The organism is Faecalibacterium sp. PGM34, assembly GCF_054456555.1.
The window spans coordinates 3,002,012-3,015,532 of record NZ_CM136898.1; the positions used below are offsets into that span (position 1 = coordinate 3,002,012).

Annotated in this window: 7 protein-coding genes; all 7 read right to left on the reverse strand. The window is 55.2% G+C overall.

Annotated features, from left to right (window positions below; genetic code table 11):
- Positions 1-8 precede the first annotated feature (8 nt).
- The 7 genes from ACXPUX_RS14635 to ACXPUX_RS14665 all read right to left on the reverse strand — a co-directional run bounded on the left by ACXPUX_RS14635 (position 9) and on the right by ACXPUX_RS14665 (position 13,352).
- Entirely contained in the window at positions 9-2,060 is a 2,052-nt protein-coding gene (locus ACXPUX_RS14635) for an FAD-binding protein (RefSeq protein WP_458828959.1), read from the reverse strand.
- 174 nt (positions 2,061-2,234) lie between these two features.
- Positions 2,235-3,053 carry a MerR family transcriptional regulator gene (locus ACXPUX_RS14640; RefSeq protein WP_458828961.1) on the reverse strand — a complete coding sequence of 273 codons (819 nt, stop codon included), beginning with the start codon at positions 3,051-3,053 and terminating at the stop codon, positions 2,235-2,237.
- A gap of 285 nt (positions 3,054-3,338) precedes the next feature.
- Positions 3,339-4,721: a relaxase/mobilization nuclease domain-containing protein gene (locus tag ACXPUX_RS14645; protein ID WP_458831257.1), complete on the reverse strand. Its 1,383-nt coding sequence runs from the start codon at positions 4,719-4,721 to the stop codon at positions 3,339-3,341.
- Positions 4,722-4,774: 53 nt separating this feature from the next.
- On the reverse strand, positions 4,775-5,032 hold the full coding sequence (locus tag ACXPUX_RS14650) for a hypothetical protein (protein ID WP_458828962.1): 258 nt from the start codon (positions 5,030-5,032) through the stop codon (positions 4,775-4,777).
- An 8-nt stretch (positions 5,033-5,040) separates the two neighbouring features.
- Positions 5,041-5,319: a hypothetical protein gene (locus ACXPUX_RS14655; protein WP_458828963.1), complete on the reverse strand. Its 279-nt coding sequence runs from the start codon at positions 5,317-5,319 to the stop codon at positions 5,041-5,043.
- Between the two features lie 105 nt (positions 5,320-5,424).
- Positions 5,425-5,757: a plasmid mobilization protein gene (locus ACXPUX_RS14660; RefSeq protein ID WP_458828965.1), complete on the reverse strand. Its 333-nt coding sequence runs from the start codon at positions 5,755-5,757 to the stop codon at positions 5,425-5,427.
- A complete protein-coding gene (locus ACXPUX_RS14665; RefSeq protein ID WP_458828967.1) occupies positions 5,754-13,352 on the reverse strand; it encodes a MutS N-terminal domain-containing protein in 7,599 nt (2,532 codons plus the stop codon). The genes ACXPUX_RS14660 and ACXPUX_RS14665 overlap by 4 nt, the downstream gene beginning before the upstream one ends.
- Positions 13,353-13,521: the final 169 nt, after the last annotated feature.

Consider the following 13,521-nt stretch of genomic DNA (forward strand, 5'->3'; position numbering starts at 1 on the left):
TTCTTAAATTACAGCTGGCCCATAGCATGCTTTGCAGCCAGCATACCAAAGGTGTAGCAACGACCCAGAGACAGACCGGTCTGGTGGAACGGATAGTCTGCACCGCCGTAGAACACACCGCCTACGTTGCCCACGCAGTACAGGCCGTCGATGACGTTACCGTCAGCGTCCAGTGCCTGGCCGTTGGCGTTGGTGTTCACGCCGCTGTCGATGGAGGACACGCGGATGTGCTTGCGGATACCCCAGAAGGGAGCCTTCTCGATCTTGTGCATGTAGGCGCTCTTCTTGCCGAAGTCCGCATCGGTCCCCTGATCGCACAGCTCGTTGTAGCGGTCAATGGTCTTTTGCAGCTCATCGGCGGGCACGTCCAGCAGAGCAGCCAGCTCCTCGATGGTGTCGGCCTTATAGGTGTCGATCAGGTTGGTGAACACGCCCTGCGGGTTCTCCACGGCACCGGGGATGTACTTGGTCATCACCTGCTCCGGCACGGGGCTGTTGGCGTAGCTCATGTAGTCGCTGTCGTAGATCTGGCAGTACCAGCCCAGAGAGCCGTCCGGGTGGTTGGCATCCACGTTGGCACCGTTGTAGCGGGGCAGATACTTGGTGATGTTGCCCATGTAGACAAAGCCGGTGTCCTCGTTGCAGAAGCGCTTGCCCTCCATGTTGACGTACAGGAAGGGTTCCTCGTACATCAGGCCGGAGTCGAAGTCATGCATCATCTTGGTGTGGCCCAGGTTCTCCATCTTGGCGCCTGCGTCGATGGCCATGATGTGACCGTCGCCGGTCTTCTGGTACTGCTTCTTGTCGTAGCCGTCCACGTCCGGGCACCAGCGCTTGACCATGGCCTCGTTGTTCATGTAGTCGCCGGTGGCCAGGATAACGCCCTTGGAGGCGTTGAACTGGATGTACTTGCCGCTCTCATCCTTGGCGATGACGCCGGTCACCTTGCCGTCGGCGTGCACCAGCTTGACGGCGGGGGTGTTGAAGAAGGTCTCCAGATTGGAGTTCTTGGCCTGCACATTCTCCAGCACGGTGGCCAGCACGTCGCCCACGTTCTTGGGCTTGGGGCCGATCCACGGTGCAAAGAAGTAGCAGTGCTCATCGCCGAAGTCGTAGGTGTCCATGCGGTCCTTCCACACACCGGTCAGGTCCTGGCTGGTGCACATGTAGGCAAAGATTCCCTTCTCGTCATTGTGCAGCAGATCAGAGGGGTTTGCATTGCTGTCCACCTTGCTGCCGTCGCCGTACTCTGTCTCATCGGTCAGCCCGGCGCGGTTCAGGTACCACATCAGGGCCTCTTCGGAGTTCTCGACATAAGCGTTCAGGATATCGGTATTGGAGCGCCAGTCGCACAGGCTGTTGGTCATGTGCACCCACATCTTCTTGCCAGCCTCGGTGGACTTGGACTTGATGATGGCGGAACCGCAGTTGCCTTGGCTGACCACGATGCTCTGCTTTTGCAGCAATGCCACATGGCCGCCCAGTTCAGCTGCCCAGCCGGCAGCAGGCACACCGGCAGCACCGGCGCCCACAACGACCACGTCAAAGTCCTTAGTCTCGTCAGGGGTGATGTCGCCTAGCTCACAGACAGAGGACTCCACTTCCTCGGTGGTCAGTCCTTCGGGCACAACGGTCTCAGCTTTGTTGGCCTCGGTGGGGGCAACGGCCACGCCCTTGGCCTGATTGATGCAGCTCTCGGCAGCCTTTTTGATGGCGTCGGAGGTGATGGTAGCGCCGGAGTGGCCATCCACCTCGCTGGACTGTGCATCCAAGATCTTCTTCACCATCTCATCGGCGATATCGGCACCGTAACCCTTGGTTTCGTTTGCCACATCGATCTGCACATCGGTAATGGTATCTGCATTGAAGGTCATGGTCACAGTGACAGGCGTTGTGGTGTTGATGCCGGTAGCAGTGGCGCTGTAGGTGCCTGCGGTATAGGTACCGGCAGCAGTGCTGCCAGCAGCTGCGCTGTTGCCGCAGCCGGCCAGCAGGCCTGCGGCAGCTGCACCCAAGGTAGCAGTGCGCAGGAAGTTGCGACGGGAAATCTTTTCGCTCATAATCGTTCTCCTTGCCTTTTCTTCGTGTGATCCGTGTTTGGCAGCAAAGTCCGCAGACTTTGTTACTGGATAAACAAAGCTTACACGTTAGAGCAGCGCGAAGGTCAAGGGCTATTTTGACAAAAATATCACAAGAATTTGTCTGATATAACAAATTCTCGTGATATTGCAATTTTATGTATATATTTTTGTCCGCGTCAGATGGTAATTCACGATGCTCCCATCGGGCTGCTCCCGGCTAGCAGCGATGCTGCTGAAGGTCTCGCCCACCGCACGGAACCCGCGCTGCACGATCTCCGCATGCAGGTCGTCCAGTGAGTCCCACCCAAAGGACCCGCGATAATCCTTTTTCCAAATGGTAGTCAGATAGTCTCCGCCGCACACCACCTCCACATGCTTTGTGCGCTTCAGCCCCAGCCTGCGGGCGGCATCGGCCTCAATCATAAGGCCGTAGTCGTACTCGTTGCGTCCCACCCGAAACTGCTCCATCACCCGCCGGGGCAGGCGGCTCACCCAGCGGGTCGCAGGCATACATTCCAGCCATTCAGCCTTTTCCTGCTGCAATTCTTTATCCCGGTCTGCTGCTTCTTCCTGTGAGAAGGTCAGTCGCCACATTTCCGGGAAATTCTGCACCCAGATGCGCCCGACATCCTGTTCCAGTGTACGGTACTGCTCCCGCTTGTGTTCCAAAAAACGGATGGCCAGTTCGTCCAGCACCTGCCTGCGCCGCAGCTGGGCGATCTGATGGTTGAACATGGCGTCGCTCTGCTCCACCGTGGGTGCGCCGATCAGCTCCCGGCATTCTTCCAGCGAGAGCTCTGCCGCCCGCAGTTCCCTGCACAGGTTGAACCGCCGGGTATCAGTGACTGTATAGTAACGATAGCCGGTATCCTCGTTGACCTCGGGGTGGATCAGGCCCATTTTTTCATAGTAGCGCAAAGTATGGGTTGTGACACCAAGCAGAGATGCCATCTCACTGATGGTATAGCGCATAACAGTAAGCTCCTTTCCGGGCAGCAGAACCTTAGAGCTGCTCGAATGTTATTTTTCTATCCATCCTTATTATATTGTATCCGCGCACCGTTTCAAGTAAAAAACTTTGCCGTTCTCTGCCGGAAAATACCGGGCAGCAAAAGCAGGGCGTTGACTTGGATGCCGTGACCTGCAGAGAGTAGGACTGAGTTTTAACAGAATAAATCCAACATCTTAAACCTGCTGCATAAACAAAAATCCACCGAGGATGCCTCCCAACTGGGAAAGCTCCTCGGCGGTATTCGTTTATCGGGTCCGGGTTTTCTCGGTGGTGTCCTTTTCCTCTGCAAAAAAGCGTTCTACGTTTTTCTGCGCACGAACCAGTTCTTGCATCTTGTTCCGTGCCTTGCGGTAGTCCGGGTAGGCTGCTTTCTTTTGGGTCAGCAGTTCTGAGAACTCCGCATCCAACTCCTTGACCTTCGGCAGCTTTTGCAATCCTGCCTCGTCAAAGGCAGCCTTCGCCGCCTTGTGCAGGGTGATCTCTTCCCGGTGAGCTTCCAAAAACTTTTTACTGTACCCCGACTTGCGGTAGGCATCATAGACCAGGCGAGTCTTGGCATAGTTGATAATGTGGGTTTTCAGGACGGCGATTTCGGCCAACCTCGTTTCCGCCGCCTTGATGGAATCGCCCATGGCATGATAGCGCTCGGTTGCCGCCGCTGCACGCTCCCTCAGTTCCTCTGCGCTACCGATTTTCTGCTCCTGCAAGAACAGCAGCGTCTTGGACATCTCTTTCAGGTTGAACTTGGTTGCCCACTTTTTGTAGCCGACACTTTTGCCCTCTGCCATTTTTCCCTGAATGTCCACCAGCAACTGGAAGGGCTGTTCTTTGGGTGGCTTTTTCTGATAGGGCTTGTGCTCAGCCTTTCCCTCCAGCACCGCCTTGATCTCGTCCTCGCCATAGACGGTGCCCAGAGTTCGGAACCGAATAAAGCGTTTCTGTCCCTTGCCCTTCACCGCCGTGTACTTGCCACGCTTCACCTCATAGCCCTGCTGCTCCAGCTTTTGCAGAAACGCTTCGTAATCCCCCGGTTTTTCTGCAAGGATTGTGTCGATGATTCCGCACAGGCGGTCACGGTTGCTCTCCTTAGGCAGGTAGACGATGCGCTTCTGCCGTTCCCGGTAGGGCTTCTTTTCAATGACAGACAACTGGTGTTCTAAGCAAATCAGGTCGCTCAACCGCTGCACTGCCAACGCCGAAAAGAAAAAATCCCGGAACTTTCTGCTGCCATCCAACGCTGTGGAGTTGAAGATCACATGGTTGTGGATGTGCTGCCGGTCCGTGTGCGTTGCCACTACAAAGGCGTGCTTGCCCTTGGTAAAGCGCATGGCCAGTTCGTAGCCCACCTTGTTAGCCTCTTCTTCGGTGATTTCCCCCGGACGGAAGGACTGCCGTATCTGATAAGCGATGACATCGCTTTTCTGCCTGCGTCCGTTCACAAGGTCGTACTGCCGCTTGGTAAGCATAAATTCTTCATCTACAGTCAAGGGGCTGCATTTATAACTGCTTACAAGCTGCCCCTGCTCCGTTTTATCCGGGTTTTGTGCATAGTCCGTGCGACTCTTCAGGCAGGCCGCAACAGACTTTCCCTTGTTTTTATGCAGCGCAATCAGCCGTGTTGCTGCCAGCATCATCACCCCCTATTGCAAAGAAAAAATGCCGCCCGGAGGCGACATCTGAATCATTCTTCTAGTTTTTTGCAGTCTGCTGCCCCTGCAAGATACATCGCCTTGTATCGGGCACATTCCAACTCGTTGCAGATCTCATCTAAGGCGAGATATTGCTTCCACGCTTCTTTGCTGATAACGCTCTGCAAGGCTTCCTCAGCTGCTCTTTTGGCTTTTCTCAGTCGCAGATACTCTTCATCCTCACCCAGCATCTCAGAAAAAATCGTGCTGTTGTGTTCAAAATAACAATCTTCTATCTTCTGTTTGCTCATAGCATCCCTCACAGTTCTGTAAGCCACTCACTGAAACGCCCGATGCTCTCGGTGATGGCAGTTGCACCAAAAAAGAGGATGAAGCAGATGAACTCGGCCACCAGCAGGATAAAGAACTGATTCCAAGTCTGACGGTAAGCAGTGTAGATGCCGCAGCCGAAGATGTAGAGCATCAGCGGAGCAACTACATAGCTGGACAGGGTTAGCAGCCACCTTGCCATCAGAGCTAGAAACGCCACAAAGAGAGAAATCGGGAAAAGAACAATTTTCTTCAGCATAGACATCATATCAAGCACTTCCTTTCTGTTCGCCCTTATTATAAAGGTATCGACTACTACGTTGCAAGGATGTCAACCCGTATGTGCCCCGCAGCCCTCCAACTGCGGGAATTTTTATAGCTCTGCCAGCTTGGAAAGAATTTGCTTGCCAATGTCAATCAGTTCATCCAGACGCTGCCGCAGATCTTCCATGTCGGCGGCGTAGACCTTGCCGCACTCGTTGGCACGCTTGGCGTACTGGTTCAGGTTGTTGCTGCACATCTGCAAAAGATAGGCCATGCGCCGCAGTTGCGGCAGGTCAAGGTTCAGGCAGTAACCGTCCAGTGCCATCTTACGGATATAGGCACTCAGACTGCGGATGCCTATGCCCAGCATTTTCTCATAGATGCGGTTTTTCTCCGCCTTTGTGGTTCTCAGGATAATGATCTCATCCCGCTTTTCCCTCACCGGGCATCACCATCCTTGTCATAATAACTGCGGAAGGGCTTCACCGGCTCCGGCTTATCGGATTTTTCCTCCAACGCTGCCAGCACCGAGGGACGGCAAGGTGCATCCTCCTGTTCTTCCTCGTCCTGTTCCGGCTCATGGCTCTTTTCGTCCACATCCAACTGAGCGTTCAGCTCTGCAAGGCGGGCTGACTTTTCAGCCAGTTCTTCCTCCTGCGGGAAAGGCTTTTCCACTTCGATTTGCGCCGCTGTCTGCTGCTGATGCAGAGTGGCTAGTTCATTCTCAGCAGAGTTAATGCGCTCCGGGAAGTTGTTCAGGGAGTTATCCAGACGGATGATATTGCCCAGCGGGTCGGTGCCCAAGGGCACCGTGTACTTCCGCTGCCCCTTCAAAAGTGCCTGATACTCCGTGCGGAAAGCATCGAACCGCAGGGACAACTCGAATCCTCGGTAACTGCCGATGACTTTTTCTTCGGCGTTGGGCAACTCCGAACAGGCGAGCACCAGACGCTCGCCGGCGGTCTTTTTCTCGTCGTAGGCAACACCCTTAATGACCATGCCGCAAAACTCCTCCTTGCCCTGCGGGTGGGCGGCGGCAAGCTGTGCGTCCGCTTTCAATCCGGCAATGTGGGCGTTCGTTTCCTGAATGTCAGCCGGGAACTTCGTCAACAGCTTATCTTCCAAACGGAACTTCTGGCTCTGATGGTCGGCTTTCAGCACCTTCAGCTTTGCCACCTGCACATCCAAGTCCATCTTTTCCTTGATGAGCGGATTTCCGGCACAAAGTGCCTTGATCTCCGCATAGGAAAGCGCCTGCTCGTCTACATCCTCGCAGGAGCGCACCGGGGATTTGGAAGTCATAATTTGGCTGATAAACCGCTGTTTATTCTCCAAAGTTTGCCAGAGGTAGGCATCAAATGTCCCTTCCGTGACGTAATTGAACACCTTGACTTCCTTATTCATATTGCCCTGCCGGATGATGCGACCATTGCGCTGGGTCATGTCACTGGGCTTCCAGCCAACATCCAGATGATGCACCGCCACAAGTCGGGACTGGACGTTGGTGCCCGCTCCCATTTTTGCAGTGCTTCCGAGCAAAACTCGCACATCGCCAGAGCGCACTTTGGAGAACAATGCCGCCTTTTTCGCTTCGGTGTCGGCGTTGTGGATAAACTCGATCTCGTTCTCTGGCACACCGGCGGCAACCAGCTTCTTGCGAATGTCATCGTACACGTTAAAGTTGCCGTCGTTTTTCGGCGTCGAGAGGTCGCAGAACAAAAGTTGGGTCAGCTTCTGATCTTTGCCCTCATCCCAGATCTTCAGCACGTTCCGCACACAGACGTTCAGCTTGCTGTTGGGGTCGTCCGGCAGCATGGGGTTCATCAGGCGCACATCCAAGCCAATCTTACGCCCATCGTTGGTGACGCAGAGCATATTGTCCACGGACGCATCCACCGTGCCGGAATGGATTTCTGCCGCACGTTTACTCAGTTCCTGCACCATTTCCTTTTGAATTTCGGACGGCTTTGCCACCACGGTTTCAAACTTTGCAACCGGCACCGGCAGATGAAGCTGGTCGGAAGTTTTAATGTCCGCAACCTCCTTGAACATGGACATCAATTCCGGGAGGTTGAAAAACTTGGCGAACCGGGTGCGGGCACGGTAGCCGGTACCCTCCGGGGCCAGTTCGATGGCCGTGGTCGTCTCACCAAAGGTGGATGCCCAGCAGTCGAAGTGGGTCAGCTTTTTCTGCTGCAAGGTGCTGTACTGCAAATACCGCATGACCGTGTACAGTTCGGTCATGGAATTGCTCACGGGCGTGCCCGTGGCGAACACCACGCCCCGGCCTCCGGTGATCTCGTCCAGATAGCGGCACTTGCCGAACATATCGCTGGATTTCTGCGCTTCGCTGGTGGATAATCCTGCGACATTTCGCATTTTTGTGGTCAAAAAGAGGTTCTTGTAAAAATGCGACTCGTCCACAAAAAGCCTGTCAACGCCCAGTTGCTCAAAGGTAATCACATCGTCTTTGCGCTCATCGGAGCGCAATTTTTCCAGCTTAGTTTCCAGCGTTTTCCGGGTCTTTTCCATCTGTTTGATGCTGAAATTCTCGCCTGCATGGGCTTTCAGTTCGTTGATGGCGGCTAGGGTCTCGTCGATTTGCTCTTGAATAATGCGCTCCTGCCGTTCAAAGGACAGCGGAATGCGCTCAAACTGCGAATGGCCGATGATGACGGCATCATAGTCACCGGTGGCGATGCGGGCACAGAATTTTTTGCGGTTGGCGGTCTCAAAGTCCTTGCGCCGTGCCACTAGCAACTTGGCATTAGGGTAGAGGTTCAGAAACTCGCTTGCCCACTGCTCTGTCAGGTGATTGGGCACTACGAACAGCGATTTCTGGCACAGCCCCAGCCGTTTTGCTTCCATGGCAGATGCCGCCATTTCGTAGGTCTTGCCGGCACCAACTTCGTGTGCAAGCAGCGTATTACCGCCATAAAGCACATGGGCGATGGCGTTGCGCTGATGCTCCCGGAGGGTGATTTCCGGGTTCATGCCCACGAATTTGATGTGGCTTCCGTCATACTCACGGGGTCTGGTGCTGTTGAACAACTCATTGTACTGTTTTACCAGTGCAATGCGCCGCTGGGGGTACTGCCAGACCCAGTTGGCAAAAGCGTCCTTGATGACCTGCTGTTTTTGCTGCGCCAGCATAGTCTCCCGCTTGTTCAACACCCGCTTGGGCTTGCCTTCGGCATCCTCGATCGTGTCATAGATGCGGACATCTTTCAGGTTCAGGGTCTCCTCCAGAATCTTGTAGGCATTGGCACGGGATGTGCCGTAGGTCTCGGAGGAGATAATGTCGCCCCGCCCCGTAGCCGTTTTGCCCTCCACACGCCACTCTGCGGTATAAGGAGAATACCTCACTTTGACTGCATGGCGCAGATAGTAGGGGATCTGGAACGTCTCGGTCATAAACTTCTGAATAATGTCCGGGTTCAGCCATGTTGCGCCCAACCGCACATCAATTTCTGAGGCTTCCAGTTCTCTGGGCTGCGCCTTGGTCAGCGCATCCACATTGACCACAAACTCCGGGTTCGTTTCGGCGGCGAACTGCGCCATCCGCAGCTTTGCCCGGACATCGCCGGACAGGTACTCGTCTGCCATCTGCCAGCCTGCTTCCGGGTCGGTGGGGTCGGCGGCAGGGTCTTTGAAGATCACGCCGGAAAGTTCGGTAGTGATGCGCTCGTACTCGCCGGGTGTGCCCAGCAGTTCTGCCATATAGGGCAAATCCACCTTGCCGTGTTCTCCGATGGACACCGCCAACGCTTCACTTGGCGTATCCACGCTGGTGACGGTGCGTTCTGGGCGAATGGTGCGCTTGGTGAACATCGCCGCCTTGGATTTAAGCTGCCCTTGCTCGTCCAGATTTTCCAGCGAGCACAGCAGATAATACGAGGAATCCTGCTCAAACAGCCGCCCGTTTTTGCGGTCGTTCAGCAAGCCGTACTTTGCGGTAAAGGCATCGTAGGCGGCGTTCAAACGCTCCTGTGTTGCCTTGATATCCTCGTCCGGGTAGTCGTTCAACTGCTGGTCGATCAGGTCGTTGACGATCTGGCGCAGTTCCACCATGCCGGTGACGCGCCCCTTGGCGGTGTCGGACAGCTCCACCTGCGTCATGACCGAATTTTCCCGGTAGAACACTTCGCCGTCCACCACGGTGTAGGAGAAGTTTTTCACATCCGGGTCAGCCGGGAGAATGTGCTTCTCATTTTCGGCATCCGCAATATCTGGTGTTTCTACCTCAACTTCGGTGTATTGCCCCTCAATATACTGTACCGCCTCGGCAAGCTGGTCTGCAAGGTTTGCACCCTCGATGGGAGCAACGGTCAATTCCTCTCGTCCATACTGGGTGCTTTCGGTGGAGAGTACGCCCAGCACCATCTCCGGGTGATCTACGAAATACTGGTTGATGGCAAAGCCATCCTCGGTCTTGCCAAGCTGCACCCAGTCCGGCTCGTGGTCGATGGGGCAGTCACGCTTCTGCAAAAAGATAATGTCGCTGACAACATCCGTACCAGCGTTAGCACGGAACGCATTATTCGGCAGACGGATAGCCCCCAACAGGTCAGCACGCTCTGCCATGTGCTTGCGGGCGGTGCTGTCCTTGCTGTCCATGGTGTAGCGGCTGGTGACGAACGCCACGATGCCGCCCGGACGCACTTGGTCGATGGCTTTCGCAAAGAAATAGTTGTGGATAGAGAATCCCAGCTTGTTGTACGCTTTGTCGTTGACCTTGTACTGACCGAAAGGCACGTTGCCTACCGCCAAATCGTAGAAATCACGGCGGTCGGTGGTCTCAAAGCCAGCCACGGTAATGTCAGCCTGCGGATACAGTTTTTTCGCAATACGCCCGGTGATGCTGTCCAGTTCCACGCCGTACAAGCGGCTGTCCTGCATGGTGTCCGGCAGCATACCGAAGAAGTTGCCCACACCCATGGACGGCTCCAGAATGTTGCCGGACTGGAAGCCCATCTTCTCGACCGCATCATAAATAGAGCGAATCACCACCGGGGAGGTGTAGTGGGCGTTCAGGGTGCTGGAACGAGCGGCGGCATACTCATCCTCGGAGAGCAGCCCTTTCAACTCCGCATATTCCTTTGCCCAACTGTCCTTGTTGGGGTCAAAGGCATCTGCTAGACCGCCCCAGCCCACATACTGCGAAAGCACCTGCTGTTCCTCGGCGGTGGCACCACGGTGCTCCTCCTCCAACTGGAACAGGGTGCGGATGGCCTCAATGTTCCGGGCGTACTTTTGCTTTGCGCCACCCTCGCCCAAATGGTCGTCCGTGAGGTGGAAGTTCCCGGCAAGTTCAAGTGTGGATCGTTCCGGTTCAACTGCATCCAGAGTAGGTGATTTTGAGCCAATCGTCTGGATCACAATATCATAAGGCATACGGTTTTCTTCAGCAGGGTATATGGCAACCGTTTTTACAGTATCATCTGGCTGCGTAGTAACCTGTTCATTCTGCCGCAAGCCCTCCTCGAATTGTTGCTTATTGATAACTTCGTTATCCCATGACTGCCCGTGCGCACTGGTGTCGATGCGAACATCCGTTTCACCCACATAGCCAACTTTCCCCTCAATAGTTCGAGTGGGGAGTTCGACCACAACATTGTCACCGACCTTGTAATCGAGCAGGGGGGATTCCATCATATCCTGCTCCTCGTACAACTCCCGGACAAGCGCCAGCGGTTCCTCCCGGAAAACTGGTATCCGCATTTCTGCCAGTGCCACATCTTGCAGGGTCACGCTGCCCTTATCGAAGTTGACCGTATCCACCCGGAAGGAACGCCCCTCCATGTGGACGATAGCACCCAGCGGAAGATAATCTTCCCGGCGCAGATACTTGGTTTGGTAATGGGTGCCGTCCTCATTCAGCCCGGCAAGGTAGACGGTCTCGCCGCGCTGCCACAGTTGTTTGGCACGGTATGCCCACTGGTCGCAGGGAAAGCTGATGACCGGGACGGTTCCCAGTGCCGTTTCCTTTTCCAGAAACTTTCCGCCCAGAAGTTCGCAGACCCTCCGGGCATCCTCGCCGTAAAACTCAAACTGACCGCCCTGTTCAAAACCTACCAGCGCATCCGGGTGCTGTTCCTTCAGGGCGTTGTACTCGGTGGCGGCATCCAGCGGCAGCAGTGCCGGGCGTTCTTCCGCTTTGTTGTGGTAGTGCTCCAGTTCTTCGTCTGTAACGCTGACCAGTTCGGAAAAATCCAGAGCCTCCAGCTCGGTCTCGGTCAGATCTTCCAGACTTTCGTACTGCCGCTCGTCGATTAGCACTTCACCCAGATACCGTTCTACCCGGTATCCCACCAAATCCACATTAACTTGAATGGGAATATCCTCATCGGTGGCGTGGGTGTAGGCAATACCGATTTTAGTCAGATCGGAAAAGTCCGGCTCGGAGTCGTACTCCTCCTGACAAAACTCCCGGATCAGGTTCTTGGCATGGGTCAAGGTGGCATCTGGCTCTACGGTGATGGGCACAGGGGGCGTGTAATGTTCCTTTTCCTTGTCGGTCAGGTAGCGGTCGGACTGGATCATCAGGTCGATATACTGTTCCACCTGTGCCCATTTCAGGGTGATTTTCTGGTGGTCAGGATAGTGGTCAAATTCCAGCCCCTTCCAGTCGTGGTTTACAAAACCCCGGCTGCCGTCCAGAAAATCGTGGGAGTGCCCACCGATGCCGTATTCCTTTGCCAGCGCCTTGGCACGGAGGCTGCGGTCAGGCTGGGTCTGGTACAGTGTCATAATGCGCTGCTTGCCACCCTCAAACCCGGAGCCGTGCTTACGCAGTTCGTTTTCAATCTCCGCCTGCGATAAAACAAAAACGGAGGGCGTTTTTTCGCTCTCCGCTTGGTCGATGGTTTCAATTTGCTGGGCTTCGGTAGGGATGTGGGCATCGAAGAAACTCAGCTGTAAATCAGTTCCGTCAGCACCAGTTCCTCGGCCTGCGCTTTCAGGCTGTTCATGTGCTGCACCCATGCCATCTGATTCTGCTCCTTGTCCGGGGCCGGGTTCTGTTTCAGAAGCTGCTCCATTGTCTGCTGTATCTGGCTCTCTGCCGTCTGCTCCACCTCCATCAGGTGCGGGTACAGGCTCCCGTTCAGGAGCATCGTGTTGTACAGTACCGGGCGATGGTTCATCAGGTACGTCCGGCGCAGCCTGCCGTATTTGCCCAGCGGCTTCAGGGGCTGGTTCAGGGTCAGGTTCGGGAGCTGGTAGTCCCCGACGGTCGAGTAGGTCACGTTCCTGCTGTTCGTATTCATATTGGCTCCTTTCTGCATTGCGGCGGCGAATGGTTGTTTTTACGGTGCGCTCGATGTTCCGCAGCACCTCCCGGCTCATGTCGCTGACGGCTGCGCCGAGGGCGTAGACACTATCCGGGGTGGAAAAATTGTAGACTGCCTGAAAATCGTCCTTGTCGAACCACCCGGCGGGCTCAAAGCCGCAGCGTTCCAGCAGCGTGTAGGTGACGCTGATGGCGGCGGCGCTTTTGAACTGCATCTCCACCCCGGCTTCATCATAATCCATCAGCAGCGACCCGTCAACGATGGCACGGATATCGCCACCGTTGTTGTCCCAGTAATCCGCCACCAATTTTCCGGCAACGTCCGCAAGCTGCTGGCTGACACGCTCCCCGCTGATGCCGTAGGTGGCGGCGAGCATTTCCGAAACCGGTTGTTTCAGGTCATCGTTGTACTGCCACATCTCCGGGTCACGGGAATTGCGGCGCACCCCGGTGTCGCTTACGTCAAAAACGTAGTGCAGTCGAGGGAATCCACTGGATTCGTCCAACAGGGCGATGCCCTTGGCACCCCGGCGCACATAGCGGTTCATCCGGTTGTTCCAGATGTCAAAGTCGGCGCAGGCGGTGGCATCCGGGCGCTGGGCGTAGATCATCAACTGGTCTGCAAAGGGGTACTTGTACAGCCGGGATGCGGTGGTCAGGTAGTCCGTCCAGCTTTCCCAGTACCGGGTCAAGCCGTTGGCTGTGCGCTGGGCAAGGGCGAGATATTCTTCGGTTTTGCTTGGCATAGCGTTCCTCCCTTCAATCTCGTTGTAAACAAAAAAGCGAGCGGCCTTTTCAGGTCACTCGCTTATGGAATCTATGGTAGTTTATAGCATGAATGGAAGTATTCTATCAAGCCCACTTTTTGCGGGTTATGAAAAAATTTCGGAACAATGCCCTATGACATTATCTCAG